Annotated in this window: 13 protein-coding genes; 1 reads left to right on the forward strand and 12 read right to left on the reverse strand. The window is 66.4% G+C overall.

The features are described 5' to 3' along the window. Window positions 1-20: 20 nt before the first annotated feature. From G3N64_RS01895 to G3N64_RS01915, 5 genes are read right to left on the reverse strand one after another with little or no spacing between them, the layout of a single operon-like run. Window positions 21-872 carry a site-specific DNA-methyltransferase gene (locus tag G3N64_RS01895; protein WP_205782076.1) on the reverse strand — a complete coding sequence of 284 codons (852 nt, stop codon included), beginning with the start codon at window positions 870-872 and terminating at the stop codon, window positions 21-23. Window positions 873-881: 9 nt separating this feature from the next. Further along, entirely contained in the window at window positions 882-2,075 is a 1,194-nt protein-coding gene (gene trpB, locus G3N64_RS01900) for a tryptophan synthase subunit beta (RefSeq protein ID WP_205782077.1), read from the reverse strand. Window positions 2,076-2,130: 55 nt separating this feature from the next. After that, the gene (locus G3N64_RS01905; protein WP_205782078.1) at window positions 2,131-2,832 is read right to left on the reverse strand and encodes a phosphoribosylanthranilate isomerase; all 702 of its coding nucleotides are present in this window, start codon (window positions 2,830-2,832) and stop codon (window positions 2,131-2,133) included. Next, entirely contained in the window at window positions 2,829-3,641 is an 813-nt protein-coding gene (truA, locus tag G3N64_RS01910; RefSeq protein ID WP_205782079.1) for a tRNA pseudouridine(38-40) synthase TruA, read from the reverse strand. The genes G3N64_RS01905 and truA overlap by 4 nt, the downstream gene beginning before the upstream one ends. After that, window positions 3,641-5,779, reverse strand: a complete 2,139-nt coding sequence (locus G3N64_RS01915; RefSeq protein ID WP_205782080.1) for a FimV/HubP family polar landmark protein — start codon at window positions 5,777-5,779, stop codon at window positions 3,641-3,643. Before G3N64_RS01915 ends, truA begins: the two co-directional genes overlap by 1 nt. Before the next feature lie 848 nt (window positions 5,780-6,627). Here G3N64_RS01915 and flgE point away from each other — a divergent pair. Then, window positions 6,628-7,872: a flagellar hook protein FlgE gene (gene flgE / locus G3N64_RS01920; RefSeq protein ID WP_205782081.1), complete on the forward strand. Its 1,245-nt coding sequence runs from the start codon at window positions 6,628-6,630 to the stop codon at window positions 7,870-7,872. Between the two features lie 104 nt (window positions 7,873-7,976). Here the strand turns inward: flgE and asd are convergent, their stop codons facing one another. From asd to G3N64_RS01950, 7 genes are all read right to left on the reverse strand, one after another. After that, window positions 7,977-9,098: an aspartate-semialdehyde dehydrogenase gene (gene asd / locus G3N64_RS01925; protein ID WP_205782082.1), complete on the reverse strand. Its 1,122-nt coding sequence runs from the start codon at window positions 9,096-9,098 to the stop codon at window positions 7,977-7,979. 81 nt (window positions 9,099-9,179) lie between these two features. Continuing rightward, window positions 9,180-9,299 carry a hypothetical protein gene (locus tag G3N64_RS40355; protein WP_041493347.1) on the reverse strand — a complete coding sequence of 40 codons (120 nt, stop codon included), beginning with the start codon at window positions 9,297-9,299 and terminating at the stop codon, window positions 9,180-9,182. A gap of 98 nt (window positions 9,300-9,397) precedes the next feature. Then, a complete protein-coding gene (gene leuB / locus G3N64_RS01930; protein WP_039358295.1) occupies window positions 9,398-10,465 on the reverse strand; it encodes a 3-isopropylmalate dehydrogenase in 1,068 nt (355 codons plus the stop codon). A 79-nt stretch (window positions 10,466-10,544) separates the two neighbouring features. Next, window positions 10,545-11,195 (reverse strand): 3-isopropylmalate dehydratase small subunit, encoded by a 651-nt coding sequence (leuD, locus tag G3N64_RS01935; protein ID WP_011355726.1) that lies wholly within the window; start codon window positions 11,193-11,195, stop codon window positions 10,545-10,547. Between the two features lie 66 nt (window positions 11,196-11,261). Further along, window positions 11,262-11,408 (reverse strand): entericidin A/B family lipoprotein, encoded by a 147-nt coding sequence (locus tag G3N64_RS01940; protein ID WP_089474479.1) that lies wholly within the window; start codon window positions 11,406-11,408, stop codon window positions 11,262-11,264. 3 nt (window positions 11,409-11,411) lie between these two features. After that, complete coding sequence (gene leuC / locus G3N64_RS01945; RefSeq protein WP_205782083.1) at window positions 11,412-12,821, reverse strand: 3-isopropylmalate dehydratase large subunit; 1,410 nt, start codon at window positions 12,819-12,821, stop codon at window positions 11,412-11,414. Between the two features lie 235 nt (window positions 12,822-13,056). Further along, window positions 13,057-13,815 carry a Tat pathway signal protein gene (locus G3N64_RS01950; protein ID WP_205782128.1) on the reverse strand — a complete coding sequence of 253 codons (759 nt, stop codon included), beginning with the start codon at window positions 13,813-13,815 and terminating at the stop codon, window positions 13,057-13,059. Between the last annotated feature and the right edge of the window lie 4 nt (window positions 13,816-13,819).

Raw genomic sequence — 13,819 nt, forward strand, 5'->3', positions numbered from 1 at the left:
CGGCGATGCGGCGGCGCGATTCACGCGCACGCCGGCGCAGCGAGCGCGTTCACGCGCTCGTGCGCGATCGCACAATAGCTTTCGTTGATCTCGTAGCCGACGAAGTCGCGCCCCTGCCGTGCGCAGGCCACCGCGGTCGTGCCGCTGCCCATGAACGGATCGAGCACGCGGCCGCCCGGCGGGCAGCTTGCGAGCACCATCCGCTCGATGATTTCCAGCGGCTTCTGGGTCGGATGGTCGACGCGCTCCGCGTGCTGCCGGTGCAGGCGCGAGACCGACCAGACGTCCTTCGGGTTGTAGCCCATCTCCAGCCACTTGCTGCCTTCGAACAGCTTGCGCGAGCGGGCCTTCTTCGTGTCGGCGTCGTACGGGATGCGGACCGGATCGAGATCGAAGTAATACGCCCTGGAAACCGCGAAAAAGCCGATGTTGTCGTGCACCGACGTGAAACGGCGCGTCGTGCCGCCCATGCTCGGCACGCGCCGGTCCCAGATGATCTCGTTGACCATCGTGAGCTGCGTCTTCAGGAAACTGAAGATTTCCGGCGCGTACTGCCACGTGCAGAAGATGTACATCGACCCGCTCGGCTTCAGCTTCGGAATCGCGAGCTCGAGCCACTCGCGCGTCCACGCGAGAAAGTCGTCGCCCGAACGCTTGTCCGAGTCGTTGCCATAGTCCTTGCCAAGCCCGTACGGGGGATCGGCGACGATCAGGTCGATCGACGCATCCGGCAGGTGCGCGGCATGGGTCAGGAAATCGCGGTTATGCAGTTCGATCCCGGACGGCAGCGCGCGCGGCACGGCAGCGGCGGCCTGAGCCGCCTCCGCCTCGCTCGCGGCACCGCCGCCCGGTTCTTCGATCAGGTCACGCATCGGTCGGGGTCAGAGCTCGATGCCCGATCGCTCGGCGACCGTGTGCATGTCCTTGTCGCCGCGGCCCGACAGGTTGACGAGCAGGATCTTGTCCTTCGGCAACGTCGGTGCGAGCTTCACGCCATACGCGATCGCGTGGCTCGACTCGAGCGCGGGAATGATCCCCTCGATCCGGCAACAGTCGTGGAACGCCTTCAGCGCTTCGTCGTCGGTGATGCCGACGTACTGTGCACGGCCGCTGTCCTTCAGCCACGCGTGCTCGGGGCCGACGCCCGGGTAGTCGAGGCCCGCCGACACCGAATGCGTCTCGATGATCTGGCCGTTGTCGTCCTGCAGCAGGTAAGTCCGGTTGCCGTGCAGCACGCCCGGGCTGCCGGCGATCAGCGACGCCGCGTGATGGCCCGTGTCGAGGCCGTCGCCGGCTGCTTCGACGCCGATCAGCTGCACCGACGTGTCGTCGATGTACGGATAGAAGATGCCCATCGCGTTCGAGCCGCCGCCGACGCAGGCGATCACCGCATCGGGCTGCCGGCCGGTCATTTCCGGCATCTGCACCTTGCACTCGTCGCCGATCACGCGCTGGAAGTCGCGCACCATCATCGGATACGGGTGCGGGCCCGCAACCGTGCCGATGATGTAGAACGTGCTCTCGATGTTCGTGACCCAGTCGCGCATCGCTTCGTTCAGCGCGTCCTTCAACGTGCGCGAACCCGATTCGACCGGCACGACCGTCGCGCCGAGCAGCTTCATCCGGTAGACGTTCGCGGCCTGACGGCGCACGTCTTCCGAACCCATGTAGACGACGCACTCCATCCCGAAGCGCGCGCAGATCGTCGCGGTCGCGACGCCGTGCTGGCCGGCGCCCGTCTCGGCGATCACGCGCTTCTTGCCCATGCGCTTCGCGAGCAGCGCCTGGCCGATCACGTTGTTGATCTTGTGCGCGCCCGTGTGGTTCAGGTCTTCGCGCTTCAGGTAGATCTGCGCGCCGCCGAGCGTCTCGCTCCAGCGCTGCGCGTGGTAGATCGGCGACGGGCGGCCGACGAAATACTTCAGTTCGCGCTCGAATTCGGCGACGAAATCGGGATCGTTCTGGAATTTTGCGTACGCCGCGCGCAGCTCGCCCAGCGCGTGAATCAGCGTCTCGGCGACGAACACGCCGCCATACGGGCCGAAGTGGCCGCGATCATCAGGAAGGTTGTACATGGTGTCTCTCTCGATCGGTCGGTGTGCCCCGCTTTCGGGGCCGCACCGGCTTGCATCACCCGGCGTCCGCTTCGCGCACCGCGCGTACGAACGCCGCCATCCGGGCGTGATCCTTCACGCCCTTCGCGCCCTCCACTTCGATGCCACTCGAGACATCGACAGCAAACGGGCGCAACTGGCGAATCGCATCACCGACGTTTTGCGCGCTCAAGCCACCACTCAAAACGGCCCGATGCGCGAGCTCTGCGGGAATAAGAGACCAATCGAAGACCTTGCCGCTACCGCCGTAATCCGGCACCAGGGTGTCGAACAGGAGGCCGCGCGCTTTCGAATAATGAAGCCCCGATTCTACCAAATCGGCCGACTGCGTCGAGGGGCCGACGCGCACCGCACGCAGCCACGGCAGGCGTGCCGCGCGGCCAAGTGCGTCGCATTGTTCGGGGGTCTCGTCGCCATGGAACTGCAGCAGCGTGAGCGGCACGTCGCGCACGACGGCCTCGATCTCGGCTTCGGTCGCATTCACGAACAGCCCGACCACCGACACGAACGGCGGCGCGAGGCGCGCGAGCTCGGCCGCCTGCGCGATCGTCACCGCGCGCGGGCTCTTCGGGTAGAACACGAGGCCGATCGCGTCGGCGCCGAGCGCGGCCGCGTGCAGCACGTCCTCGGGGCGCGACAGCCCGCACAGCTTGATGCGCGTGCGCGGCGGCAGGCCGGCCGCGGCGGGAATCGAAGGAGACACGGCGTGATCCGTCATGATTGAGGGTCCAGATCGGCCCAGACGCTGCTCCACGGCACGCTGCCGAGCTGCGCGGGCGGGACGGCGAATTCCGCCGGGTAGCCGACGTGGGCGAGGTACAGCCCGTCGGCCATGAACGTGGGCGCCGCGAGATTGCGATCGCGCCCGGCCAGCACGTCGGCGAGCCAGTCGGCCGGATAGCGGCCGCGACCGACCGCGACGAGGCAGCCCATCAGGTTGCGCACCATGTGGTGCAGGAACGCGTTGGCGCGGAAGCGGAAATGAATGAAATGGCCCACGCGCCGCACGTCGATCTGGTACAGGTGTTTGACCGGCGTCTTCGACTGGCATTCCGACGACCGGAACGAAGAGAAATCATGCTCGCCGATCAGGTGCGCGGCGGCGGCACGCATCGCGTCGTCGTCGAGCGGCGTATGGATCCAGCCCGCGCGCCCCGCCAGCATCGGCGAGCGCACCGGATGCACGTACAGCGTGTAGTAATAGGTGCGCTCGAACGCCGAGAAACGCGCGTGGAACGTCTCCGGCATCGGCTTCGCCCATTGCACCGCCACGGTCGGCGGCAGGAATGCATTGGTGCCGCGCACCCACGAGAAAACCTCGCGATCGAGGCCGGTATCGAAGTGCACGACCTGCCCGAGCCCATGCACGCCCGTGTCGGTCCGCCCGGCCACCGTCGTATGCAACGGCACGCGTGCGAACTCGGCCAGCGCGTGCTCGAGCCGATCCTGCACGGTCTTGCCGTGCGGCTGCGCCTGCCAGCCGCAGAACGCCGCGCCGTCGTACTGAATGCCGAGCGCGATCCGCATCACGCCTCGTCCGCCAGTTTCGCGAGCAGCGCACGCGCATCGTCGCGCGTCGCGGCGTCGTTCGCGTCGACCACTTCCTGCAGCAGCGTCCGCGCGCCGGACAGGTCGCCCAATTCGACGTATTCGGCCGCGAGGTCGAGCTTGTTGCGCGCGATGCGGGCGAGTTCGTCCGGCGTCAGCGCCGGCAACGCGGCGCCCGGCGCGGACGGCAGGTCGAGATCGAAATCGAGCTTCAACGCGCCGAACTGCGCGCCGCCGAGCGGCGGCAACGACGACGGCGTGAACGGGCTGCCTGCGTGGCCGGCAGGCGTCGCCGCGTCCGGATCCCAATCGAACTCGTCGTCCTGGTCGGCCGGATGTTCCGGGGCCGGATCAATCGAACCAATTGGCAGGTGCCGGGCGGCTTGACCGTTAGTTGCGATTTTATCGGTGTCAGACTGCCCTGCTTGCGCGACCGGCTCGTCCGCCGTGCGCGGCGGCAGCGGCATGTCGAGGCTGCTGAGCGCACTGATCGCGTTCTGCATCAGCGCCGCATGCTGCGCTTCGGTTGCCGCGGGTGCAGCCGGGGTCTCCCCCGGCATCGCTACCCGCGTCTCCACCGACGTCTCGATCGGCGTCTCTGACGACGCTTCGACCGGCTTTTCGGCCTGCGTTTCGGCCGCGACCTTTTCGATCGGCTCGGCATCGTGCGAAACCGGAGACGTCTCGCTCGCGGGCGGCACTGCGGCGTGCGCGGTCGGCAATTCAGGCTGCTCGACATGCGGCTTCGCCACATCCGACGCCGGCGACACATCCGTATCCGGCGTCTCGACCGGCTCCACCGCTGCGGCGGTCGCCGCGGCAAGGTTCAAGTCGGAAGCAGCATCACGGGCGACCGGCATCTCAGGCCGGATCGGCAATTCAGGTTCGACAGACGGCGCGTTTTCGGCTTCTGCCGCCGCGGCGCTGCCCGCTCCGGCCGCCGCAGCCGTACCCGTATCTTCCGTGCGCCGGCCTTTCCGGCGCTTGCGCCACACGAAACCTGCAGCAAGGACGATCACGGCCGCACCGGCCACCGCAGCCGGACGCCAGTCCATCTGCTCGGTGCTGCGTGCAGGTGCCGCGACCGGCGCGGCCGGTTGCGCGGGCGCCGATACCGATGCCGGCTGCACCGCGCTGGCGGCGACGCCGGACGCGGCTTCGCCTGCCGTCGGCGCGGCAGCGGACGCGCCCTCATCGTTCGCGGCCGGACGCGGCGCGACGGGTGCCGGAGCCGGAGCCGGCGTAACCTCGTTCGTCGTGGCCGGCTTGCCGATGCCGTGCTTCTGCAACTCCATCAGCACGCGGTTCTTCAGCGTCAGCAATTGCTGCAGGCTCGATGGCCGCGGCTGCGACGCACCCGTCACCGGCGCCGCGCCGGCCGGTTCGCTCGCGCCGAAAACCTGGCTCCCCGTCGCAGGCGGGATCGCCGCACCGCTCGCGGACGACGGCATCGACTGGATCGTGCCGCTCCACACATGCGGACCGCTTGCCCCTGCAACGGGTGTCGCCGGCTGCATGCCTTCGGCAGCCGATGCGCCCTGCACTGCCGAAGCGCCGATCGATGCCGACGCGCCGGCGGCCGTTGCCACGCTCGCACCGCTCACCGGCGCCGCATGCACGGCCGGCGCCACCGGCGCGGATGGCACGGCGGACACCGGATGCGGCGCGGACGCGCCATGCTGCGCAACTGCCGTGCCGCCCGGTGCCGCGGCGGGCGCGGAAGCTGCCGCTGCACCGGACGCAGCGGATGCACCGGCCGGCACGACTGCCGCGCCTGTCGCGTCCAGCGCCGGCACGGTCAGCGTCGCGCCGACTTTCAGGCGGCTCGCGTCGCGCTTCATGAACGCCTGCGGATTGGCGTCGAACAGTGCGCGGCCGGCGCGTGCGAGCACACCGGGATCGCGCGACTGCGTGGCCGCTTTCGCGATGTCGTTCAGCGACTGGCCCGGCTGGACCGTCACGGTAAGCGGCACTGCGCCGTCGGCAGCGGACGCCGGCAGGTCGCCGGTGCCGGCCGCCCAGGCCGATGCGGTTGCGCCGAGCGCCAGGATCGCCAGCGCGCCACGCACGGCGCGCGACAGACGGGACGGACGCGGAAACAAGGAAATTCGGGACATCGTTGGCTCTATCGCCGCGCACGGGCGCGGCTCGGATTCGCGGTTGAAAGCGTCAATAAAGTTGCCGCAGAAATGCAAAAGCGTCGCGTGGAACGCGACGCTTTCGGCGGGTCTGTGCGTCGTAAACGTCTAGTTTACTTCACGTGATCGGGTTCGGGCCGAATTCGTCGCCGATGGGTGCAACCGCTCGCGTTCGCGCGCCGGTGCGCCCGGCGACCGGGCCGCGCCGATGCCCGGGTGTGCACGCTGAGACCAGCCCCCCCCGATCAAGCGGAAGCACATCTGCCGCGGTTGAAAAACCGCCCGACCGCATCGCATCCGGAACAAAGGTCGCGGCCTTTGCTCACTCACCGGACGGCTTGCACAACCGCGGGCTCGATGCCGCGCCACGACCGGAAATCGTACACATTTGCTCAATAATTCACGCCACCTGCCGTTAATGGATTAACAACCGACAATCAAAACAAATCCCGCCCGCCTTCAATTCCACTCAAATCAATTTCAATTGATCGATAAGAGGCCAATTCCCCTCTCTTATCGCCGAATTGAACATTTTCTCGACCAGACCCCCGCCCCACAAGGCTCCCCAGCCTCAATTCCGTTCCATTGCTCATACGAAATCAATCATTTCGTCAGCAATTCAATTACATTACACAAAATTACACAGATCAAATAATTGCCGTCGCTACGATCGTCTTCAAACAAGAATCGGCGCAATTCGACCCTCGCGCGCGCACCGGCCGGAAAGGCGGGTTCGCGGTCGGCCGGGCTGACGTCGTGAGGTGCCAGGGAGGCATCGCGCAGTCGCACGACTGCATTTACTCACCAGCTCGTTACGGGGATCGAACATGGGCTATCAACAGGGTTTGAGCGGGTTGGCCGGCGCGGCGAACCATCTCGACGTGATCGGCAACAACATCGCGAACGCAAACACGGTTGGCTTCAAGCAGGGTCGCGCGAACTTCGCCGACATGTATGCGAATTCGGTCGCGACGTCGACCAACACGCAGATCGGCATCGGCACGCGGCTCACGTCGGTGCAGCAACAATTCGGCCAGGGGACGATCAACACGACGAAGTCGTCGCTCGACATCGCGATCAACGGCAACGGCTTCTTCCAGATGTCGAACAACGGCGTAACGACGTACTCGCGTGACGGCGTATTCCATCGCGACAAGAGCGGCGCCATCGTCGACGCGCAAAACCGCAACCTGATGGGCTATGCGGCAGGCCCGGGCGGCGCGATCAACACCGCGGCGACCGTGCCGCTGCAGGCGCCGACCAACAACATCGCGCCGCAGGCGACGTCGAAGATCACCGGCCAGTTCAACCTGAACTCGCAGGACAAGGTGCCGGCCAAGACGCCGTTCAACGCGGGCGACAACACCACGTACAACTACAACTCGTCGATCCAGGTGTACGACACGCTCGGCGGTGCGCAACAGGTCTCGATGTATTTCACGAAGAACGCGGCCGGCACCTGGCAGGCCTACGCGGGCGTGCAAGGCCAGACGCCGACGAATCTCGGCACCGTCACGTTCGACGCATCGGGCCGGATCAGCTCGACGACGTCGGCGGCCACCGGCCAGCCGACGCCGAGCCTCGGCCAGTTCGCCTTCTCGATCCCCAACGCGTCGGGCGGCGCCAATCCGCAGAACCTGACGCTCGACCTGAGCGGCACGACACAGTTCGGCGGGAAAAGCGGCGTGAACAATCTCGCACAGGACGGCTTTGCGAGCGGCACGCTGACGACGTTCTCGATCGGCACCGACGGCAAGCTCACCGGCAATTACTCGAACGGCCAGAGCGCGGTGCTCGGCCTGATCGCGCTCGCGAACTTCAACAACCCGAACGGGCTCGAGAACATCGGCGGCAATCAGTACGTGGAAACCGCCGCGTCGGGCGTGCCGCAAATCTCCGCGCCGGGGAGCACGAACCACGGCACGCTGCAGGGGAGCGCACTGGAAAACTCGAACGTCGACCTGACGACCGAGCTCGTGAACCTGATCAAGGCGCAGCGTGATTACCAGGCCAATGCGCAGACGATCAAGACCCAGCAGACCGTCGACCAGACGCTCCTGAACATGCGCTGACCCGCGCATGAAAAACGCGCCGCGCCAGCCTTGATATGTTCAAGGCCGACGCGGCGCGCCATCTTGTGCAACGCGGCCCGCGGATCGCGGGCCGGACATGCAGCTTACTTGTCGAGCAGGATGCGCAGCATGCGGCGCAGCGGCTCGGCCGCACCCCACAGCAGCTGGTCGCCGACCGTGAACGCCGACAGGTATTCGCCACCCATCGCGAGCTTGCGCAGGCGGCCGACCGGCACCGTCAGCGTGCCCGTGACGTTCGCCGGCGACAGGTCGCGCATCGACGCTTCACGCTCGTTCGGCACGACCTTCACCCAGTCGTTCGCCGATGCGAGGATGCCGTTGATTTCGTCGAGCGGCACGTCCTTGTTCAGCTTGATCGTCAGCGCCTGCGAATGGCAGCGCATTGCGCCGATCCGCACGCACAGGCCGTCGACCGGGATCGAACCCGGCTCGCCCATGGCCGGCTTGCCGAGGATCTTGTTGGTTTCCGCGCCGCCCTTCCACTCTTCCTTCGACATCCCGTTGCCGAGATCCTTGTCGATCCACGGGATCAGCGAGCCGGCGAGCGGCACGCCGAAGTTGCTCGTCGGCATCGCCTCGCTGTTCATCGCGGCGAGCACCCGGCGGTCGATGTCGAGGATCGCGGATGCCGGATCGGCGAGCTGTTCCTTCACCGCACCGTTCAGCGTGCCCATCTGCGACAGCAGTTCGCGCATGTTCTGCGCGCCCGCGCCCGATGCGGCCTGGTAGGTCATCGCCGTCATCCAGTCGACGAGGTTCTCGCGGAACAGGCCGCCGAGCGCCATCAGCATCAGGCTGACCGTGCAGTTGCCGCCGATGAAGTTCTTCTGGCCCTTGACGAGCGCATCCTTGATCACGTCGAGGTTGACCGGATCGAGGATGATGACCGCGTCGTCCTTCATCCGCAGCGACGATGCCGCATCGATCCAGTAGCCGTTCCAGCCGGCCGCGCGCAGCTTCGGGAACACGTCGTTCGTGTAGTCGCCGCCCTGGCACGTGATGATCACGTCGCACTTCTTCAGCTCGTCGACGTTGGTCGCGTCCTTGAGCGTAGTCTCGTTTTTCGCGAACGACGGCGCTTTGCCGCCCGTGTTGCTGGTGCTGAAAAACACCGGTTCGATCAGGTCGAAATCGCCCTCTTCCTGCATGCGCTGCATCAGGACGCTGCCGACCATGCCGCGCCAACCTACGAGACCTACGTTCATGACTAACCCTTTGATGGAGCTTCCCCGCCATTTCCGTCCCCGGTGTGACCGCGCGGGGAAATAGGCGGGCACGACGGACGATCAGCGTTTAATGATCGTTTTCGTGGTAATGGTTTTCGTGATGACGATGGCGCGCGCACCCGCACGGGCAATGTTGCCGTGGAGTTTCAAGACCGGGGAGATCAGGGAAAAATGCGCCATCGTTCGAGTCTACACAAAGCCGGTGGCCCGCACAACGGCCAACCGCACGCGAACCGGCCGATTTCGCGGCCCGTTCGCGCCCTTTCTACATGATTGCGTTACAGCGCCGCGACCACCGCGTCGCCCATCGCCGTCGTGCCGACCTGCCGGCAGCCCGGCGTCGCGATGTCGCCCGTGCGGTAGCCCTGTTCGAGCACCGTTTTCACCGCGCGCTCGATGCGATCGGCCTGCTCCGCGCGATTCAGCGAGTAGCGCAGCATCATCGCGGCCGACAGGATCGTCGCGAGCGGGTTCGCGATGCCCTTGCCCGCGATGTCCGGCGCCGAGCCGTGCGACGGTTCGTACAGGCCCTTGTTGTTCTTGTCGAGCGACGCCGACGGCAGCATGCCGATCGAGCCCGTCAGCATCGACGCCTCATCCGACAGGATGTCGCCGAACATGTTGCCGGTGACGATCACGTCGAACTGCTTCGGCGCCTTCGCGAGCTGCATTGCCGCGTTGTCGACGTACATGTGCGACAGCTCGACGTCCGCGTATTCCTTCGACACGTCGATCATGATGTCGCGCCAGAATTGCGACGTTTCGAGCACGTTCGCCTTGTCGACCGACAGCAGCTTCTTCGCGCGCTTGCGGGCTGCCTGGAACGCGACGTGCGCGATGCGGCGCACTTCCGGTTCCGAATAGCGCATCGTGTCGAAGCCTTCGCGCTCGCCGGCGAACAGGCCGTCCGGTGCGGCGCGCACGCCGCGCGGCTGGCCGAAGTAGATGTCGCCGTTCAGTTCGCGCACGATCAGGATATCGAGGCCCGCAACCAGCTCGGGCTTCAGCGGCGATGCGTCGACGAGTTGCGGATAGCAGATCGCCGGGCGGAAGTTCGCGAACAGCTCGAGGTGCTTGCGCAGCCCGAGGATCGCCTGCTCCGGGCGCAGCGCGCGCTCGAGCGAGTCGTACTTCCAGTCGCCCACGGCGCCGAACAGGATCGCGTCGGCTTCCTTCGCGAGCTTCAGCGTCGCGTCCGGCAGCGGATGGCCGCTCGCCTCGTAGCCCGCGCCGCCGACCGGCGCCTGTTCGAGTTCGAACTTCTCGTCGAGTGCATTCAGCACCTTCACGGCTTCATTGACGATTTCCGGACCGATGCCGTCGCCGGGCAGCACTGCAATCTTCATGCGAAATTCCTGACTGGGTAGGTTTTTATGGAGGCAGGCCGGCGAGCGCGCCGCCGGCGCGCCCGCCCGAAAGGCGATCTCAGCCGACCAGCTTGGTGTTGAGCCACGGCTGCTTCACGAGGCGCTCGGCTTCGAACTGGCGGATCTTGTCCGCGTGGCGCAGCGTGAGGCCGATGTCGTCGAAGCCGTTCAGCAGGCAGTACTTGCGGAACGCGGTGATCTCGAACGGATACTCGCGGCCGTCGCCCGTGCGCACGACCTGTGCGTCGAGGTCGACCGTCACCTCGAAGCCGTTGAATGCGACCGTCTCGTTGAACAGGTGATCGACCTGCTGCTCGGTCAGCACGATCGGCAGCAACCCGTTCTTGTAGCAGTTGTTGAAGAAAATATCGGCGAAGCTCGGCGCGATGATCGCGCGGAAGCCGTACTGCTGCAGCGCCCACGGCGCGTGCTCGCGCGAGCTGCCGCAGCCGAAGTTCTTGCGCGCGAGCAGCACGGATGCGCCTTGGTAGCGCGGCTGGTTCAGCACGAAGTCGGGATTCAGCGGACGCTTCGAGTTGTCCTGGCCCGGCTCGCCGTGATCGAGGTAACGCCATTCGTCGAACGCGTTCGGACCGAAGCCCGTGCGCTTGATCGACTTCAGGAACTGCTTCGGGATGATCGCGTCGGTGTCGACGTTCTCGCGATCGAGCGGCGCCACGACGCCGGTATGCACTGTGAATTTTTCCATGATCCGTCTATCCGGTTGAAGGGCCGGCATCCAGCCGGCGCACATCGACAAATTCTCGGTGAGGCGTCACTCCGCGGCGCGCTTCAGCGCGCTGCCGGCGGCGTTGACATCCTGCCCGAAGCCCTGGACGGTATTGCAGCCCGCGAGGCCGAAGCCCAGCCCCGCCAGCGCCAGCGCGGCAACCAGCCGCGCAATGATCTTCGATGCCGTCACGCGTTACCCCAGCTTGCGAATGTCGACGAAATGGCCTTCGATCGCCGCGGCCGCCGCCATCGCGGGGCTCACGAGGTGCGTGCGACCGCCCGCGCCCTGCCGGCCTTCGAAGTTGCGGTTCGACGTCGACGCGCAGCGCTCGCCCGGATCGAGCCGGTCGGCGTTCATCGCGAGGCACATCGAGCAGCCCGGCTCGCGCCATTCGAAGCCGGCGTCCGTGAACACCTTGTCGAGCCCTTCGCGCTCGGCCTGCGCCTTCACGAGGCCCGAGCCCGGCACGACCATCGCGAGCCGCACGTTCGACGCGACGCGACGGTTCAGCTTCTTCACGACATACGCGGCTGCGCGGATGTCTTCGATGCGCGCGTTCGTGCACGAGCCGATGAAGATCTTGTCGACCTTGATCGATTCGATCGGCGTGTTCGGCTCGAGCGCCATGTAGGCCAGCGCACGCTCCATCGCGTCGCGCTTGACCGGATCCTTCTCGCGCTCGGGATCGGGCACGCGACCGTCGATCGACGTGACCATTTCCGGCGACGTGCCCCACGTGACCTGCGGGACGATCTCGGCTGCGTTCAGCTCGACCACGCGATCGAACTGCGCGCCTTCGTCCGACTTGAACTGGCGCCAGTATTCGACGGCCTGGTCCCATTCCGCGCCGGTCGGCACGAACGGACGGCCCAACAGGTAATCGATCGTCGTGTCGTCCACCGCGACCATGCCCGCGCGCGCGCCGGCTTCGATCGCCATGTTGCAGACGGTCATGCGGCCTTCCATCGTCAGCGCGCGGATCGTCGAGCCGCCGAATTCGATCGCGTAGCCCGTGCCGCCGGCCGTGCCGATCTTGCCGATGATCGCGAGCACGATGTCCTTCGCGGTACAGCCGCGCGGCAACGTGCCCTCGACCTTCACGAGCATGTTCTTGCTCTTCTTCTGCAGCAGGGTTTGCGTGGCGAGCACGTGCTCGACTTCCGACGTGCCGATGCCGTGCGCGAGCGCGCCGAACGCGCCGTGCGTCGACGTATGCGAATCGCCGCACACGATCGTCATGCCCGGCAGCGTCGCGCCCTGCTCCGGCCCGATGATGTGGACGATGCCCTGGCGCACGTCGTTCATCTTGAACTGCGTGATGCCGAACGTATCGCAGTTCGCGTCGAGCGTGTCGACCTGCAGCTTCGAGACGGGATCGGCGATGCCGTGGCTGCGATCGGTGGTCGGCACGTTGTGGTCCGACACGGCCAGGTTCGCGCTGATGCGCCACACCGGACGCTGCGCCATCTTCAGCCCTTCGAACGCCTGCGGGCTCGTGACTTCATGCAGCAGCTGACGGTCGATGTAGAGCAGAGTCGTGCCGTCTTCCTCGGCGTGGACCACGTGGGTGTTCCACAGTTTGTCGTAGAGAGTCTGTGCCATGGGTATGCGGGGTCGTTGTGACTACAAGCCTTGCGGATGCGGTCGATTATGCCACGCAGAACGCGTCACGGCGCAGGCCGGATGCGAAAAAACCCATTAAAAACAGTGGTTTGGCTGGTAGTGCCAATACCTGTATCGGCATTACCAGCCAAACGGGGAACGCGGGATCCGGCGCAGCGCGATTGCGGATCGCGGATCGCGCCACCCGGATCGCGCGCGCCAACGCCCTGCGGCTTCAGCCGTTCGGGTACTCGCGATTGATCAGGTCGAGCCGCAGCATGCCGAGTTGCACGCCCGCGTTGCTCAGCAGGTAGAGATCGCGCCGCCGCAGGGCCGGCATCAGCGCCGACGTGTCGTAGAGCGACGGCAGCGTGAGGCCGGCCGGCACGGCGGCCTGCATCCCTGCCGCTGTCGACACGCGCACGGCGATCGACGCCTGATCCGAGTGCGTGACGACGCCGACCTTCCCTGGCGCCGCGGCCGAGCCGGCCTGCTTGACGATCGCGGCAACCACGCCGTCGGGCGTCGGTATCGGGCTGCCGGCAGCCAGGGCCGGAGTCGCGATCGACGTCACGCCGGCCGTCAGTCCGTATTTCGACGCGAGCACGCTCGCGACTTCCTGCTGCGCGAAGATCGGGGCCGCGATCTTCTGCCGAAGCTGGAACACGGCGTCGGCAATCGCCTCGTTCACGGGGCCAGGCACGGGCGCAGCACCCGACGCCCCTGCGCGACTGCCAAAGCCGAACGCGGCAATCGTGTTGATGGCTGTGGCGGCGACAGTCGGCGGCGTCCACGAGAAAAACGTGTCGAACAGGTAGCCGGTTTCGTCGGTGGCGGTCGCGCGGTCGTTCAGTTCGTTCGTCAGCTTGCCGAGCATCTGGCGCTGCAATTCCGCATCGGAAACGGGGGCATCGCTCGCGAAAGCCGGCGCAACGGACGCACACGAGGCGGCGAGCAACGAAGTGGAAGCGAGGAAATGGCGGCGGGTCGTCATGGTC

Origin of the sequence: Burkholderia sp. Ac-20344 (assembly GCF_017104975.1) — a bacterium.
Taxonomy (GTDB): Bacteria; Pseudomonadota; Gammaproteobacteria; order Burkholderiales; family Burkholderiaceae; genus Burkholderia.

Excerpts from the sequence above, each read along its gene's own strand:
- G3N64_RS01895 (WP_205782076.1), bottom strand. The coding sequence starts at position 872 with ATGCGTGACCTGATCGAAGAACCGGGCGGCGGTGCCGCGAGCGAGGCG.
- trpB (WP_205782077.1), bottom strand. The coding sequence starts at position 2,075 with ATGTACAACCTTCCTGATGATCGCGGCCACTTCGGCCCGTATGGCGGC.
- G3N64_RS01905 (WP_205782078.1), bottom strand. The coding sequence starts at position 2,832 with ATGACGGATCACGCCGTGTCTCCTTCGATTCCCGCCGCGGCCGGCCTG.
- truA (WP_205782079.1), bottom strand. The coding sequence starts at position 3,641 with ATGCGGATCGCGCTCGGCATTCAGTACGACGGCGCGGCGTTCTGCGGC.
- G3N64_RS01915 (WP_205782080.1), bottom strand. The coding sequence starts at position 5,779 with ATGTCCCGAATTTCCTTGTTTCCGCGTCCGTCCCGTCTGTCGCGCGCC.
- flgE (WP_205782081.1), top strand. The coding sequence starts at position 6,628 with ATGGGCTATCAACAGGGTTTGAGCGGGTTGGCCGGCGCGGCGAACCAT.
- asd (WP_205782082.1), bottom strand. The coding sequence starts at position 9,098 with ATGAACGTAGGTCTCGTAGGTTGGCGCGGCATGGTCGGCAGCGTCCTG.
- G3N64_RS40355 (WP_041493347.1), bottom strand. The coding sequence starts at position 9,299 with ATGGCGCATTTTTCCCTGATCTCCCCGGTCTTGAAACTCCACGGCAAC.
- leuB (WP_039358295.1), bottom strand. The coding sequence starts at position 10,465 with ATGAAGATTGCAGTGCTGCCCGGCGACGGCATCGGTCCGGAAATCGTC.
- leuD (WP_011355726.1), bottom strand. The coding sequence starts at position 11,195 with ATGGAAAAATTCACAGTGCATACCGGCGTCGTGGCGCCGCTCGATCGC.
- leuC (WP_205782083.1), bottom strand. The coding sequence starts at position 12,821 with ATGGCACAGACTCTCTACGACAAACTGTGGAACACCCACGTGGTCCAC.
- G3N64_RS01950 (WP_205782128.1), bottom strand. The coding sequence starts at position 13,815 with ATGACGACCCGCCGCCATTTCCTCGCTTCCACTTCGTTGCTCGCCGCC.